This is a genomic window from Sphingomonas sp. PEI4, assembly GCF_056679955.1.
Genome location: NZ_JBWXPI010000003.1, coordinates 105961 through 121748, shown reverse-complemented (window position 1 = coordinate 121748; position 15788 = coordinate 105961). Strand labels below are relative to the sequence as shown.

General features: G+C 60.4%; 14 protein-coding genes. 8 read left to right on the top strand and 6 right to left on the bottom strand.

The features are described 5' to 3' along the window. Positions 1 to 424: 424 nt before the first annotated feature. Positions 425 to 1780 (top strand): glycosyltransferase, encoded by a 1356-nt coding sequence (locus tag AC1MLZ_RS21770; protein WP_480962038.1) that lies wholly within the window; start codon positions 425 to 427, stop codon positions 1778 to 1780. Here the strand turns inward: AC1MLZ_RS21770 and AC1MLZ_RS21765 are convergent. Continuing rightward, entirely contained in the window at positions 1698 to 2690 is a 993-nt protein-coding gene (locus AC1MLZ_RS21765) for a phosphatase PAP2 family protein (protein WP_480962037.1), read from the bottom strand. The genes AC1MLZ_RS21770 and AC1MLZ_RS21765 overlap by 83 nt on opposite strands. 268 nt (positions 2691 to 2958) lie before the next feature. Continuing rightward, on the bottom strand, positions 2959 to 3165 hold the full coding sequence (locus tag AC1MLZ_RS21760; RefSeq protein ID WP_480962036.1) for a hypothetical protein: 207 nt from the start codon (positions 3163 to 3165) through the stop codon (positions 2959 to 2961). A gap of 192 nt (positions 3166 to 3357) precedes the next feature. Here AC1MLZ_RS21760 and AC1MLZ_RS21755 point away from each other — a divergent pair, with 192 nt between their 5' ends. Further along, positions 3358 to 3699, top strand: coding sequence for a hypothetical protein (locus AC1MLZ_RS21755; RefSeq protein ID WP_480962035.1), 342 nt, complete (start codon positions 3358 to 3360; stop codon positions 3697 to 3699). Positions 3700 to 3902: 203 nt separating this feature from the next. Here AC1MLZ_RS21755 and AC1MLZ_RS21750 read toward each other — a convergent pair whose 3' ends face one another. The 4 genes from AC1MLZ_RS21750 to AC1MLZ_RS21735 form a co-directional block, all read right to left on the bottom strand. Continuing rightward, the gene (locus tag AC1MLZ_RS21750) at positions 3903 to 4301 is read right to left on the bottom strand and encodes a VOC family protein (protein ID WP_031439576.1); all 399 of its coding nucleotides are present in this window, start codon (positions 4299 to 4301) and stop codon (positions 3903 to 3905) included. A gap of 291 nt (positions 4302 to 4592) precedes the next feature. After that, entirely contained in the window at positions 4593 to 7532 is a 2940-nt protein-coding gene (locus AC1MLZ_RS21745) for a VIT domain-containing protein (protein ID WP_480962034.1), read from the bottom strand. Positions 7533 to 7869: 337 nt separating this feature from the next. Further along, positions 7870 to 9132: a hypothetical protein gene (locus AC1MLZ_RS21740; protein ID WP_480962033.1), complete on the bottom strand. Its 1263-nt coding sequence runs from the start codon at positions 9130 to 9132 to the stop codon at positions 7870 to 7872. 42 nt (positions 9133 to 9174) lie between these two features. Beyond that, a complete protein-coding gene (locus AC1MLZ_RS21735) occupies positions 9175 to 9597 on the bottom strand; it encodes a hypothetical protein (protein ID WP_056409580.1) in 423 nt (140 codons plus the stop codon). 311 nt (positions 9598 to 9908) lie between these two features. On the opposite strand from AC1MLZ_RS21735, the gene AC1MLZ_RS21730 reads away from it, so the two are divergent. The 6 genes from AC1MLZ_RS21730 (at position 9909) to AC1MLZ_RS21705 (ending at position 15787) form a co-directional block, all read left to right on the top strand. Continuing rightward, positions 9909 to 10784: a hypothetical protein gene (locus AC1MLZ_RS21730; protein ID WP_480962032.1), complete on the top strand. Its 876-nt coding sequence runs from the start codon at positions 9909 to 9911 to the stop codon at positions 10782 to 10784. Between the two features lie 139 nt (positions 10785 to 10923). Then, positions 10924 to 11310, top strand: a complete 387-nt coding sequence (locus AC1MLZ_RS21725; RefSeq protein ID WP_480962031.1) for a hypothetical protein — start codon at positions 10924 to 10926, stop codon at positions 11308 to 11310. A gap of 582 nt (positions 11311 to 11892) precedes the next feature. Then, complete coding sequence (locus AC1MLZ_RS21720; protein ID WP_446740637.1) at positions 11893 to 12462, top strand: recombinase family protein; 570 nt, start codon at positions 11893 to 11895, stop codon at positions 12460 to 12462. A gap of 88 nt (positions 12463 to 12550) precedes the next feature. After that, the gene (locus AC1MLZ_RS21715) at positions 12551 to 13000 is read left to right on the top strand and encodes a hypothetical protein (protein WP_480962030.1); all 450 of its coding nucleotides are present in this window, start codon (positions 12551 to 12553) and stop codon (positions 12998 to 13000) included. 1717 nt (positions 13001 to 14717) lie between these two features. Beyond that, the gene (locus tag AC1MLZ_RS21710) at positions 14718 to 15287 is read left to right on the top strand and encodes a recombinase family protein (RefSeq protein ID WP_480962029.1); all 570 of its coding nucleotides are present in this window, start codon (positions 14718 to 14720) and stop codon (positions 15285 to 15287) included. Further along, positions 15287 to 15787 (top strand): hypothetical protein, encoded by a 501-nt coding sequence (locus AC1MLZ_RS21705; protein WP_480962028.1) that lies wholly within the window; start codon positions 15287 to 15289, stop codon positions 15785 to 15787. The genes AC1MLZ_RS21710 and AC1MLZ_RS21705 overlap by 1 nt, the downstream gene beginning before the upstream one ends. Position 15788 lies beyond the last annotated feature (1 nt).

Below are 15788 nucleotides of genomic sequence, written 5' to 3'. Positions count from 1 at the left end.
TGATGGGCAGCGCGACCGTGTTGTCACTGCAACAGATGTTCGAGCAAGCGCTCGCTACGTTTCTTGGACTGCGCTGGCACAGTCAGGTTCCAGATGCAGGGCACAATCTGGCCACAAGAAGCGCCTGCCGCCTTCGCACAGGTCGCCATTCACTTGCGACCGTCAGCTGCCGGGTGGCACAATCCCCTTCTAGGTCTTCCGGTTCATGCCATTTGAACTAACCGCGTACCTTGGGACCGCACGACCGTCGCGAAAATGCTAAGTTTCTGACGTTGCGAATGTCGCCGCTTTTGCGACAGCGGAATGTCGCATCTTGGTGGAAAGCGGACCGTTGGCTAACAGGCTAGCGCTCATCAACCGGACAATTAGTCGGACACGACCACGCTATCATCGGGCAATATGATGGAACTATCGCCAGACGCGATTGCTGATAGGAGCCGGTGATTATCTGGGGGCAATGGAAAGCTGTGAGAACGTGACCTTTGGAAAGCGACATATCGCGATCATTGCGCCGCCGACCGCCGGGCATATCAATCCTTTGGTAGCTCTGGGTACCACGCTCGCATCGACCGGGTCCCGGATCACCGTGGTTCACATGGCTGAGGCGGCATCGCTCGTATCTAGTTCGGCAGTGCGCTTCGCCGCGATCGACCATCCTGCGGACCACGAAGGTTCGCTGGCGAAACATATGTACACGTTGGCAAACCCTTCAGGGTTTATCGGACTCCCCAGGATGATCCGCAGCACTGCCACGATGACCCGCCTGCTTCTCGAGACCTTGCCATCAGCTTTGACCAGGCTTGACATCGACGCGGTAATTGCGGACTCTGTGGAACCGGCTGGCGCGCTGGTGGCTCGGCATCTTCGTTTGCCGTTTATCACCGCGGTTACAGGGTTGCCCCTCCTTAGGGAGGAAATGGTCCCACCGCCGTTTCTTGGGTGGGCGTATCGTCCGGATGCGGTCGGCATCAACCGGAACAAGGGCGGTTACGCAGTAAGCGATCTGCTCATGAGACCGATCACCGGCACCGTCTCGACCTACGCCCGTCGTTGGGGTCTTGATCCAGACCCGAAATATCAGTGGTCGGAACGCTTGCAGATCGCCCAATGTCCAGCAAGCCTCGACTTCCCCCGCGCCGCACTTCCAGCAAGTTTTCGATATGGTTCACCATGGCGGCTTGGTGAACTGGCAGAAACTCTTCCGGTGGACGAGCGGCCATTGATATTCTGTTCGCTCGGATCCTTGCAGGGTGCGCGACGAGCGCTGTTTGCAGCGATGACGAGCGCATGCGCCGCTGTTGGGGCTCGTGCGGTGGTAGCGCATGGCGGCGGGCTGAGCGACAGCGAAGCCGCCTCGCTTCCCGGTGATCCGTTGGTCCGGGCGTTCCTGCCGCAGACCCAGATCCTGCACCAATGCTCGGCCGCGATACTGCACGGCGGCTTCAACACCGTGCTGGACGCTTTGGCTGCCGGGATCCCGATCGTGGCCGTGCCACTGGCGTTTGAACAACCAGCGACGGCCGCACGTCTTGTGCGGATCGGCGCCGCTTGCGTTGTGTCTCCGGCGGACGCACGCCGGGGCGGCCTCGAACCGGCGTTGCGACGCCTGCTGACCATCCCGACTTATCGCCGAGTCGCACGCCAGTTCGCCGCGGATATTGCCGCCGGCGGAGGCGTGACCGAAGCAGCGGCGCTAGTTAATGCCGCCCTTGGCGATCAAGAGGACCTAATGCCGACAAGGCGGAGGTCAGCGGACGAGGAGACGGCCTGCGCCGCGTGAGGCGCTGGGCAAAGATGATCGCAGGTGGGGCCAGGATCAGGCCCATGATGACGTCCGCCCCATAATGGCCACCGAAAACTGGCGTCGCAAGAATGGTAAGTACCGCCCATGCCGCGCCTGGGACCGTCAGCCGGGGTATGGCTCGGAACGACCAGATGAAGATCGCGGCGAGCGTTGCATGGAAGCTCGGGAAGCTGACTATTCCCATAAGCATCGTGAGATCCAGTACCTTGCGCGATCCATCGCGAAGGCCAGTGATCAATCCTTGCTCGAGCCATGCCACGGACGGCCAAAGATGCTGGTAGTGTGAAGGATCAAACAGGTTGCCCATTGCGGGCGTCAGCCCCGAGATCAGGATCGTGACGAACCCGGAAAGGATCGCTGCGCACACGGTAGTCCTGAGCACGTCGAACTTTGACCGGCTGCTCAGCGCCACGATCACGACAATCATCTGAACCGTTAGACTGTGATAGGCCAATCCTAGCACCCAGATCGCGGTCGGAAACTTGTCGAGGAGAGCCAGTATCACTGGCCAGTTGAACCCGATCATGCGGTCTGCCGCTGCCAGACGGTCGTCCCACAGCACTCCCGACTTCGCGGCCAGCGCATAAGCCAAAACTACGCCCAGTAACGTAAAGAGTGTCATTTGAAGGAAGGCGATTGCGCCAGCAGCGAGGCGAGGTCGAGCGGTGCGCCGGCCGATGATGATAGCCACGCTGAGTGCGACTAACGCCAAGACAGCAGGCACCGCGCGGACCCAATCAATTGAAAATGCATGGGGATATTCTGCAGCGATGAAGCTCAGCAGCATCGCCGCAATCAACCCCCATGACGGTATATCTCGGCGGTCAGCGAGTGATGTCGGCGCAGTCATTGCGGTCGAACGCAGATTGTACGCATGCAGTGCCATCGACGTTGCAATCCGGTATAACAGCTTGCGGCCCCTTCCCTCGTTGCCACGTTAGCCCTGTAGCCAGATGAACGGATGGTCGACGTTGAGAAGCGTGCAAAACCGGCTGAGTGTCTGAAATTGGGTGTTTCCAGTCCATCCGCTCCGACGGCTGAAAGCTCCCGGTCGGCTTCGGGGAATAGCGACCGCGTTCATAACGGTTAAACGTCGCGACCTGACACAGAACAGACGTCCCGCGTTCACTCGGCCGGCATCTGATGTCCCGCCGTCATCGCGACTGGCGCACGTCACCCATGATGTTACCTCGAACATCCGCCTGAGCGTTGCCTTCAAGAATGATGTCACCCATCAGGTTGCCGCGCAGTTCAAGCTGACAGCCGGATCTTACAATCACGTCGCCCGAGACGTTGCCGCGTAGAACGGTATCTGTCTCGATGGTAAGAGGCCCTTCCATATTGCCTCGTAGCGTCTGCATAATTGGGACCTCGCGCTTGTATGCTACTCATACGTAGCACCACCCCGCCTCAAAGATGCAAGACGCGATTTGTTTCCCGGCTAACCGACTGACGTCCGTAACTGGGCGTAAGCGGAGTGGCCAGTTTGGAAACACAAGCGATCGTTGACTAGTCCGCGGCGGACAACCATCCTGACGCCGATGGAAGGATGGTTGGAGCTTCGTCTTAAGCTGTTGGTCGTTCCCGTTCTCATCGGGGGGGCAGTCTTTGCGGCGATTCTTTTGGCAATGCGGTGGCTGATCCCTGACCATCGAACCCATCTCAAGCGCAGAGTGGCCCTGTGCTGGCTTGTCGCCTTATCTGCGGCGTTATGGATCGGGTTCGAGTTGGAAGACGCCAAGGCAGCCGCCATCCACAATCGCAACATCGGCATTCCTGTCGTATTCATCTGGGCATGGGTCACGATGGTGCTGCCCGCACCGTTCGTCGGGATGGCCATGCTGTCGCTCGGCGGTGACTGGTTAGGTACGCTCGGCAATCATAGAGACGAGTGACTGCGCCTGGGCGTTTTCGGACGTTCGCGGCGAGTTGTGGTAACGCACAACCCGCCTCTGCAAATGAGACAGCGCCTCGTACGGCGCGGTTTCACCTTACCTAAGGCGCGGCCGGAACGTCTGCTTTGGGAAGGAAAGCGGACATTCGCGCGATCGCAAAATCCGGGTCCGCTAGGGTCAAAAGCGGACCCGTGCCGGACAGATCAGGCAGGGAAATGAATTCCGCATAGTTTGTTGCCGTCTGGGTCGCGAAAATAGGCAAGTTCGACTGTCCCCAGCGATGCCGTATTACGCGGGCCGGGCGGGGCTTCGATCGAGGTGCCACCGTTGGCGACCGCGGTATCATGAAGCTGCTTCACTTGTTCAAGCGAGTTGCACGAAAAGGCGACGGTGCTGCCGTTGGCGACGCTTGCCGGTTCGTCGTTAATCGGCTGGCTGACGATGAAATTGGTTCCGTTGCCATTATTATAGATCAGCCGTGTATGGCCGCTGTCGGCAATGTTCCGCGTCCCTTCGCCTGCCCCCAAAGTGGCGAGCACCGTGTCGTAGAAGCGCTTCGACCGTTCAATATCGTTCGATCCGACCATGGTGTGAAAAAGCATGCGGGCTCTCCTTGCGGCTGATCGACTTCCGATCGCCACTAGCCTTCTCACCTAACCGGCCGTTAGGACGCGGTCACCCCCGGGTCGTCGAAATGTCCGCGATTGGGCGAAAGCGGACATAGGCTTGTTGCGTAAGTGCTAAGTTTCGAACGTCTCGTATGTCCCGCCTTTTGCGACAGCAGACTGCCTGCTTTGGGTTAGGAGTCGGCGCGGCCGCGTTGCGGTAGCAAGGTGGCTACCTTGCCGCTCGTTGACGTGCGATCCCTTACCAAACTCGAACGTCAGCCACCGTCATCGTTTGGTCGACACCTGCTTGGCAGGCACCACGACCCGGCCGATCATCCGCGCGCCTTTTTCGTCACGCTTCAACTCGATATCGACGCTGTCGACAGTTTCGTTCTTACGACCGAAGTTGCGGAACAGGTGCGCGGTCAGGATGGTCGCGCCATTGGGGTCGATCCGGTCGGGCGCAAACACATTGGCCTGTGCGGTGTAGGTGCCCGCTGGCGCGATGTGGAGCATATATTCCTCCGGCCCGTACCCACGCGTCATGTCGTTCGACAACCGTCCGCCGATCACGGTGCGATTGTTGTTGTAGATCGCCCGTTCGCGGGTCGGTTCGTCGACCCACAAGTCCATGTCCGACCCGTCGCTGGTCCAGTCGATGACAACGCGCACATCGACGTCGAGCAGCCCGACCAGACGCGGGTCCATGTCGATGGTGCCACCCAGCCTGCGCAGGCGCGGCAGCATGGCATTGGCCTCGTTTAGTGAGATCAGCGCGATCCCCTCCCAAAGTTCCGACTGTGGCGTGATGGCGACATCGTACAGGAGCGTGATCGCACGGGTCAGATCGGCGCGCGCCGTGGCGGGCTGCGCCTTGGCCCGGCGGGCGAGAGTTAGCGCCAGCAGGCGGCGCGGCTGCGGTCGATCCGGATCGAGCGCCGCCTGTCGCTCGCGCAACTCCACCGCGGGGTCCCAGGCGCCGTAGCGCTCGAGCCGGTCAGCGACCATGCCCAGCGTCGTGTCATCGGCGGTGGGCAGTTCGAGCGCCGACAGAACCATTTCCTGCGCCTCCGCCATCTGCCCGCGCTTCGCCAGCCAGGCGGCGGTGTCGAGGTAGAAGATGGGCAGCGTCCCATGCCGCGCCTCGGCCTCGCGGAAGCGTTCGACGAAATCGGCGGGCTTGCCGTCATACAGTTCCAGATAGGGGCGGTCGGGTTGCCAGGCATCGATCTGGACCGACGGCGCGGCGGGGCCGGACTCGGCACCCGCCCTGCTGGCGCTCACCACGATGTCGCCCGCCGCAGGGCTGCCCCGAGGGGCCGGGGGTGCGGGCGGCGCAGTGGGTGCATAGACGGCCGGTGGTGACGTCGCCGTTCCCACGGGGGCCGGTGGCGGAGGAGGAGGAGGAGGAGGAGGTGGTGGCGCCTCGCCCGGTGCCGTCCGATCGAAGCTGCGCGAGGTAGCGATCCGTTTGGGCACCGCCGCCGGATCGAACTTCGTCTTCCACCAGGCGACCTGATCCCGCCATTCGTTCACGAGGGTTTCGCGGTGACGCTGTGCTTGCGAGGCGTCGTTGCTGTCCGCCGCCTTGCGGGCCCGCTCATAATCGTCGCGCCACCCGGCGGGTAGCGTGGCGGGCGGGTCGATCTTGGCCGCCAGATAATCGTTCACGCCTTCCAGGACGAGGAAGGACAGGCTGGGACTAGCGATGCCGTAACGGCGGCTGAGCGCGACATAGGCCTCACGCTGGTCGGTGCCGCCCAGCTCGGCCAACTGGTCCTGCGCCAGCAGCGCACCGGGACCGTCAAAGACGACACCATTGCCCTCGACCACACGGACGATTGCCTGCCCACCGTTCAGTCGCACCATAACCGGCCCGAACGCGGGCGCACGGGTCAGGATTGACCAGCGCCCGGCGGGGGCGGGCAGCGGTATGAAGGGGACCGGGCGTCCATCGCGGTCGATCACCGCCGCCACGCCCGTGGCCGGCGCGCGCAATTGCGCCAACGCCGCAGCCAGTTCGCCGTCCAGTAGGATCAGACGCCCGCCTTGCGCTCGGGCCAGATGCCCAGCCCAGGCCCGGTCGTCACCGCTCGCGCTGCTGACTACGTCGATCGGGCAGGATGCACCTATCTTGGCACCTCGATTAATCGTCGCTCGGCCATCGGTGAACATCAGGCAGCGATCGGCCGGGCCGTCGCGGCTGATCGGCGCAAAGCTTGTCGCACCGCGATAGGACAGCGTGGCCAGCCACGCAGCGGCCTGTTCGGCGGTGCCGACTGTTTGGCGAAGCGCCCCGCTGCTGTTGAACGCCACCAACTCGATCGTAGCCGGCCGCCAGTCGCTGATCGCCGCCTTGACCAGCGCGATCTCGCGCGCAGTGTCGGCATTCAGCCGAGAGCGCGAACGATCCCAATAGATGCGCAGCCGTGCTGGGGCCACCGCACTGACGGCTGAGGCCGGAAGGTCGCCGCCGAGCTGGACGTCGCGCTCGCCATTGCGATGAGTGCTTTCTACCAGATCGGCGATGCGCGTGGAGGCGATCGCCAAGGTACCGGGCGGCAGTGCGCCCTTACCCGCGCGTTCGGCCAGGAAGCCATCGCCCTGCGCCGTCATCGCCATTGCCGTATCACCCAGCGTCACGACTGGCGCACCCGCCATGCCTGTCGCATGCACACGCATCGACCACCCCTCGGCCGGTGCATCGAAGCTCACCGGCAGGCGCCAACCCTTGGCACCGACGGGGGCGACAAAGGTCACGCGGATCGTCCGCCCGGATCCCGGCCAAATCGGAAAGACACGAGTCGAAAAGACATTATCCGCACTAACCTCAGCAAGGCCAGGGTCGACGCGCTGGCGGACCCGCGCTTCGTACACCGCCTTGGCGCGGGGCCGGTCGACCAGCACACCGTCGACCATCCGGCCACCGATATCCAGCGCATAGCCGGTGACGACCGCTCCCTCGGGCAGGGTCAGGCGGAAGTCGCCTTCCATCTGTTCGCGCTCTGGATTGGCGAAGGCGGCGGTGACGGTCGTCTCGACCACGCCACCGCGTTGCTCAACCGACAGGTCCAGCCGCCGTAATTGCAGCGGCCGGGCATGGGCCTCGTCCCGAATGCCGTTGGCCCGCGCGGTCAGCACCGGATTGGCGAGCTGCGCTGATGCCCCCTGACTCACGATCAGGGCAAAACCCAGCGTCACGATTCCTGTCCACCGTGCCAGCATATTCGCCCCCTTGTATCGCCCAGAGGCTAGCCCGCACCCATGCCTGGAGCAACCGCCTCGCCCGGTTATCCCAAGCAACGTTAGGCCGGCGTCACCGGCCGACCGGACGTCTGCGATTGAGTGAGGGTAGGCACAGCCTTGCCGCAGAATGCTGAGTTTCGGACGTCGCGCATGTCGCCGATTTTGCGACAGCGGGATGGCTGAGAGTGGGCGGAAACCTGCCGGTCCGCTTCAAAGCACATCGCAAAAGAAACAATTGTTCGCGCACGTATGCCCAGATTTTAGCTCGCGCCATATCGCCGCGGTCCGGGTCCCCTTCGGCAGGCAGCGGCTTTCGTCAGCGCAGTCCCTGCACAGCGAGATCATTGGCTATGATCCCGTTCCAATTCGTCGGTTGATAGTGTTCAATCGGGCTACCGACGGTGCGCTGATTACGCCATTGCCAATGCGTCGGCGAGGCCGTGTCGAATGAAAATCCCGGTACAAGCCAAAGTGGCGCGGTAAGGCGCGCGTACTGGACCTCCGTACGACGCATCAGCCGTGTCCAACCTTCCGGCGTGCGGCGGCGAAACACTTCGCGTCGCCGGAAGGGGGCGATGGGATGAAGCGAAAGACGCCAGCCTGACCCATCAAAGCGGAAGCCGCGAAAGGCGGGATCGTAGTTCCACCGATTTATCACTAGCACATCAGGCCGCGCATCGCGCACCGCGTCATCATGAAGGCACAATCCCTGCCGTGCTAGTTGGGGTAGTTTGTCCCACAGCAGCGGCGCCGGATGGATCCTCCCGACCTCCTTCTCGCTCGCATACGTCGCCTGCATGCGTGAGTTTTCACACCCTGTACCTATCGGCCCAAGCGAGAAGCGACGAACAGGCTTCGGCAACGAAGCGAGCAGCGGCACATGCTTCAAAGACACCTCTGCAAAGCTGGCCGCGGTCTGCGAGAACAACAGCCGCTGGCAGGTGTCCCAGCACTTGTCCGGAGATCCTAGTCCCCGATCGACAGCGTAGACGATCGACAGGCCGCGCGGCAGCATTGGTGGCTCGCCATGGTCCTGCGCCAGGATCGCACCGACGCGCTCCTCTGTTGCCCTGTTGGCAAGCAAGGGAACAAAGAAGCCGGCCGCAAGCGGCGGTATGGCTGCGACTACCAGCAGCAACAGCGGGCGGGCTCTCCTCCGCGACACTCGCAGCAGCCCGTATAGAGCGAGAGTGGGGGTAAGATATACCCAAACTCCAGGCAGGATGCCGAGCAGCATCGCCAGCGGTATGCCGATAATCGATAGAATGAGCAGTACTAGGATCGGCGCGAGGAAAATTGCGCACCCCGCTCCCGCGGTCACGGTTGCCCACAGCTGAAGAAAGCGGCGATCCAACGTGTGCATGGGCGGTAGCCCTCCCTCCAAATCGCCGCAGCAGTGCCCCTTTAGTACCTCACCGTAGTGAGAACGATAGGCGGCAACGGTTGCCTTCCAAACAGCGGCTGTGGCTGCGAACTGCCGCTCGTCGCGGAAGTGCTGAGTTTCGAACGTCTCGAATGTCGCTGCTTTTGCGACATTCAAGACCGATGACGGCCTGTGTCGCATCGCAAAAGCGGTCACTTTTGCAACGACGGGAACGCCCAACAGTGCGCATATGCTCCGTTATGAAAGCAACGGCACCTGAACGGTTGGGAGCAGTTCGATGGTGTTTGCCCGGATGGTTACCGGCAACATCATCGGCGAAGGATGACCACTCTCTCGTCCCACGTATACGACGTTAATCTGCGCATCGAGTGAGCCGGAACAACCCATCTGAACATAGAGCAGGTCGGTCGCCCTGGTTAGAGCCGCGACAAGCTTGCTGCTCTCCTTCTGCGGCAATGCTACGCCGTTGCGCTTGACCAGGGCATTCACCACACCCTGTCGGAAGCGCCATCGCAGATTGACCGAAAAGTTGCCGTTCGGCTTGCATGAGATTGAATTTGTGAGCGCCTGGTCCGTCTTGGTCGCGGGAAACTCGTTCACCAGCACTGGAAGAGATGAAGACACCTGGGCGGCAAACGTGAGAGCGAGCCCGATCAGCATTCAGGCGAGCGCAGGAGCGCAACTAAGGAACCGGCGAGGTGCAAAGCATCGCCCTTTCGAGATGAGTAGGTGCATGTCAGCATGGTACCCCAAGCCTATTTTACTTTCACCCAGCAATGTCCGCTTTCTTCTCCATCCCGACTATTCGTGGTGCAAAATCAAAATTTTTGCATCAGCGGGGCAGCCAATGCCGTTGGTCAGCTGATACCCGCTCAGGTTCTCACGTGCACCGCATAATTGGCTGATAATGCAGTTGCACGCCCGCTCGATCCTGAGTTTGTTAGAATGACCCACCGTCAAGGGACATCTTCATGCGCCTGGCCGCCTGTTTTCTGTCCGCGCTACTTCTGGGCGCAGCCCCGCCGCCTGCGGCAACAGAGCCGCTGGGGGTGTTCCAGACATGGGGTATACACCCCAAAACGTCTCTCTCCCTCGTCGCGGGTGGTCTCAAGGTCGAGGTTGCGTCCACTCCGTGTAAGCTGCCCGCACAAAACGAGGGGTGCAGCTTCGAAGGTCTCAGCAATCAAGCGACCGTAACTGTTACCCAGCCCGGCATCGCGCCGTTTCAGATGATCAGCGATCGCCAAGCTTCGTTCGTGCGTGTTGCCGTCATCCATCTTGCACCTGGTACGGGGAGGTCGGCAGTGGTGGTCGATAATCAATGGGGTGGCTCGGCCGGCTTAACCGCAGTGACGGTGATCGAACAGGAAGCTGGCGGCTTCCGAGCTGTGCCGCTGGAGCATCACGGCAGCCGCGAGTTAACGGGCAAGGTAAGCCTGCTCCCTCGTGAACTAGTGAAACACGGTCGGCCCGGCTTCGTGTTGGAGGCGCGCGGGTTCAACTTCTCGGGCGAGTGCAACGCCTGCACGCGTGGAACACCGCTCGTGCTCGCCGTGCGCGATGGGCACAGCATCGACATCTCATCTGACCCTGCCGTGCGGCCATTGTTTGCGCATGACCTTCCAGCGCATCGCCGCGTCTGCGTGTCAGCAGTCCATGACCGCAACGGTCATTGCGCGGCCTTTGTTGCCGACGCCGCCCGGCTGGGGCAGGCCGTATCGGCGTGGCGGGTAATGCTTGCCCATTACCGGCACGAGCCAGCTGGCTATCCGGCGGCGTTGCGTTCGTTCCTCGTCGCTGAAGGCTACCTAACGCCAGCTGCGGCAAGTGCACTGCCACTGGCATGATGCAAAAATCACGGGTTTCGCATCGGCGAAGGAACGGCGGGAAGCGCCCGATGCGATTGAAATGCACGCATTCTATCATTGCGCCATCTTGCGACTCCGCGCAGCATGATCAATGCCGGTATGACACCTGGAGAAACAAATGTTTTACGCCAACAAATTCCTGATCGGAATCGCTATAGCTTTGTCGACGTCCGCCGTTGCAAAATCCGATGTCACGCACACCCTCCGCTATAACGACGCGGGCAGGGAAATCGATGTTAAGGTCGGTGATACGGTAGCATTCGTATTACCTGCTTATTTGGGAACCGGAACATATTGGACGCCCCGGCCAGACCCAATCTACAAAATTACGCAACCTCCTCGCGTGGAGGATGACCCGGCGAAACGGCTCCGCGATGCTACAAATATGCGGATCCAGTTCATTCACCCCGGCAGGAAAGCCTTGAAAGTTGCAGCAGTCCCGATGGGCTACGGCGGTGGCAACGCGTCGAACGTGCTGACGTATAACTTTATTGTTTCCCAATGAGGCAAACGTAGGAAAGGCAGCGAGGCCGCTAGCTTATTTTTCAAAGTCAATTCCATCGATCTAATGAAGACAGTTGGTCCGTTTTTTTCAAACAGGCCATTCTTGATGCAAAAATCAAAAGTTTTGCATAAAGTTTTAATCGCTAGCGCTGGCTGCATTTCAGATCGATCGCACGCCGATCGAGGTCGCTGAGGGTTTCCCCGATCCTAGCGGACTCATTATCCCAGCAACGCTGCTTAGGCGTGCGATTGTCCCTCTGTTGAACGGGCACCACGTACACAGGATATGGAAAAACAGGCGTTTTGCTCTCGGGTACGGCAGGCCCTGCCTGTTGAAACGATGAATTCGGCTTTGACGTATCCTGTACCTGCAAGGATGCGATCAGGGCCATTCCGAACGTGATTATCGTTGCCATCATCACCGCGTCTCCCCGTTGCCGATCCGCTGAGTATGCACCTAGACTGGTGACGAATACCCTACGTAACGATTTACCCCTCAACCGCGACGCGATGCAGAAGTCACAAGTTTTGCATCAAACGAAAAACCTCACAAAACCGGGCACTTCCGCGATGCATAAATCCGATGCAAAAACAGCACATGATTTACGGCTACGCACGCGTCTCATCCACCGGTCAGGACCTAGCGCAGCAGCTCGCCCAACTAGGTGCGGCCGGCTGCACGAAGATCTATCAGGAGAAGGTCAGCGGCGGGACGGCCGAGCGTCCGCAACTCAAGCGCGCTATCGGCGCGCTCGATACCGGCGACGTGCTGATGGTAACGTCCACCGATCGCCTTGCCCGCAATACCCGTGATCTGTTGAACATCCTGCATGCGGTAAAAGAAGCTGGTGCCGGCTTTCGCTCGATCGCAGAGCCGATGGTGGACACCACCTCCCAGTTCGCAGAGGTCATCATTGCCGTGTTAGGCGTGGCGGCGAGCTACGAGCGCCATCGTATCACCGAACGCACCGCTGCCGGTAGGGTCCAGGCCAAGGCCCGTGGCGTAAAGTTCGGCCGACGTGCTGCCCTTACTCCGCATCAGCAGGCCGAAGCGCTACAACGGCTCGCCGCTGGCGATACGCAGCGCACTGTCGCCGCCCTGCTTGGCGTCGATCAGGCGACGATATCGAGGCTATACCGAAGGGAAGGCTGAATGGCCGGGGACTGACGGCTTTCGGCTGACCATTAGCCGAAGCTGCCGTTCGGTGTTACTTGTGGTGCATTGAGCTACAAGGAACATCATGAGCTTATTTATGATCTTTGCGCTGGGGCAGGTTGCAATGACCGCTCCACCACCGCCACCCGTCGCGTTCGAAGACTGGGCGGCACTACAGCCTATTGAGAAATCTTACCGCGCATCCGTGCTATGTCGTGCGGGCGGTCGCATTACCGCAGAGTTCGCTCTTGCTCGTGGAGTTGTCTCTGTAAAGAGTATTGAGGGAATATCCCATATACTTACACCATCGGAACGCGTTTCCATAGATGCTGCGGTCAGAAGCCTGGGATATCTCGATAGAGTTGGCATTGGCTGCAATGGCCAAGATGCCCTGATCAGCGTGTTGGGAGGCTTTTCAGAGATCAATCACAAAATGATGCGACGTTCCGTATCCATTGTTTGGCAGCCTCGCGGCATAAGCGGAATGGGTGGACGCACTTCACCAGAAATGGAGCTTCTCGCCGAGCAGCGTTGAGAGCGAAGCAGTCGGTTTAGGATTGCATTACAACTCAACGTACGGCCGCAAGTGGGCGCTTTCTGCCATCGCAACACGGTCTCCGACGCATTAGATTTGCGCATCAAAGTCCGGTCACGTTTTAGCCGTTCGCGGCATGATGCAAAACTTGTGATTTTCGCATCATAGTCGAGGGTTTTGGCAGTTAGCTGCCATTGCCTCCGCCGCGGCGAAGAACGACCCAGCTCACCGTCAAAGATAACAGCCATGCTGGGAAGGCGCTTAGCAACAGGCCAGGCCCTGGCGGTATCATATCCTGCAAAGCGTCAGGTTGTCGCCAAGGCCACGGCCACGAGAGCACCAGACCATAAAGCACCATAGCTCCAGGCACGACAGAGCCTGCTATGACGATCCAGAGTACACGATTAGTACGGACCAGCCGAGAAGCCCGGAGCGAGATCACTACTATCGCTGTGATGACCGACGCTGGGATTGTGAGCATCAGAACGTAGGCGGTGATAAATAAGACTGCCTCCATTCGAGATATCAAGCTCATCTGCGGGCTTCTGGCAAGCACTGCTTTGTCTGCCGCAAGTGGCTGCTTCGGGCATTAGCTAACCAGCTATTTTGCCCTCCGCTGATGCAAAATGTTTCAATCTTTCATCACGAACGGCGAAAGTGATGGGGGTGCGGACCAACCGCTATTGGAAAGGCAGATGGCGTACGCCGACGTTGGGTGACACAACGGCTTTCCCCAAAGGATCGAGCTTGGGAATAGCGGGCCAGTATTTCCCCTAGGCGACTATAGGGCTGGCGGGTAGCATCGTATGTCGGAGGGACGTCATGCCGCTATTACTGGCTCTATTGCTCGCGCTGCCCTCTCCGCCGCCGCAGCAGCAGGCGGTCGCGGAGGACCGCTGTACAACGTTGCAAGCTGGGTTGGACAGCGCAACGGCAAAGCCGCCACCCCAGACTGACTTGTCGAGCCAATACTTTGGAACTGTAATTATCACTGCCACACAGCCGTTTTGCACGGGATGGACTGTCGTGACCGTGTTTCGGGATAGCAAGCTACACTGGGCGCTACGCCGAATATCCGTCGAACCAGATCTCGCCGTAGCGCCGGTCGAGCGCTGGGCATATTCGAGTAGCTGTCCGGCAATTCTCGACTGGCTTGAGCGGCTTGAGCGGTTACCGATCCGTTTTGGCATCGGTCCTATTAGGCAGACTCCACAATCGCGGGCACCACTCCGCGTACTGATGAGCCACGGAACTGACTATGCAGTGCGTGGCTATAGCTGGGTAACTCAACCCAGCGGCGCGCCAGCTACGCTGTCGTTGTCGAGCAACGATGGTGAAGTTGCCACTTGGGCGCGGGGCATATTGCAAGCAACGGTGCCGTGCTGGAAGGCGGGCTGAGACGGACTCATGGGAGTAGTTACTCCTGCCGCCTTGCAAACGAACCTCTACTGGGACAGCCCCCTCTCCGATCGCACTGACTGAACGGCCGCTTTGCGTCTCAGTCCTGATGCAAAACTTTTGATTTTCGCATCACGAACGGCGGCTTTGGGGATCGGCGGGACAAGCCTCGAATGACCGACTTTGGGCGAAAGCGGACATAGGCTTGTCGCGTAAGTGCTGAGTTTCTCGACAGCGTCTTCGAATCTCAGTTTCTCTCGTGTGCTTGCGTCGCAAAAGTCGGTTGCATAATGCTGGTTTTCTGATACAGTTTTGCGACATGCTGATCGGCTACGCCCGTGTGTCCACCGACGACCAGGATCTCCGGCTGCAACGCGCCGCGTTGAAGGAGGTTGGATGCAAACGGACGTTCGAGGAGAAGATCTCGGGCGCGAAGCGTGACCGACCCGAGCTGGCAAAGATGATCGAGCAGCTGCGCGACGAAGACACGGTAGTGGTAACGCGGCTCGACCGGTTGGCACGCTCCACGCGCGATTTGCTCGACATTGCCGAGAAGCTTAAGGAGATCGGCGCCGGCCTGCGCTCCCTAGCTGAGCCTTGGGCTGATACGACTTCGCCAGCGGGGCGCATGGTACTGACCGTGTTCGCCGGTATCGCCGAATTCGAGCGCGAGCTGATCCACCAACGCACTAGCACCGGGCGGGTAGCGGCCAAAGCGAGGGGAGTACGCTTCGGGCGCCCGCCCAAGCTCACCCCCGATCAAATCGCGCTAGGCGAGCGGCTGGTAAGCGAGGGTACGTCCGTGCGTGAAGCTGCCAAGCTGCTTAAATGCCATCATGCGACGCTCTATCGTGCGCTGGCAGCCGCGGCGTCGAGAATGGACGCCTGATGCCGATCCGTGCCGAACATGTGTTCTTGTATCCAATCGATTGGCCGCAGCTGTCGCAGCTCGTGCGCTTTGTCAGAGCGAAGGGACGATGCGAGCATTGCGCGCGTCCCCATGGACAAAGGGTTTTCCATTTGGGGGATGGACGGTGGTGGGACAGGAATCGTCTATGCTGGCGCGATGGCAGGGGACGGCGCGTGCGAAGACCGATGGAGAATATCCTGATCCAAGGCAGGTGGACACCGGTGGTACTGGCCTGTGCTCACCTCAACCATGATCCCAGCGACAGCGCGCTTCACCAGCTGGCCGCACTCTGCCAGCGCTGCCACATGATTTACGACGGCCCCGAACATCGTCGTCGACGCTGGAGGAACGCGCATTACCGGCGCGCGCTCGGTGACTTGTTCCACGGACCATACCCAATGCATGGTGCCGACTGGATTACGCCCACCCCGATCAGCATGCTCGACGACAGCCGTTCGTTGTACGCTCAGATTCCATAGA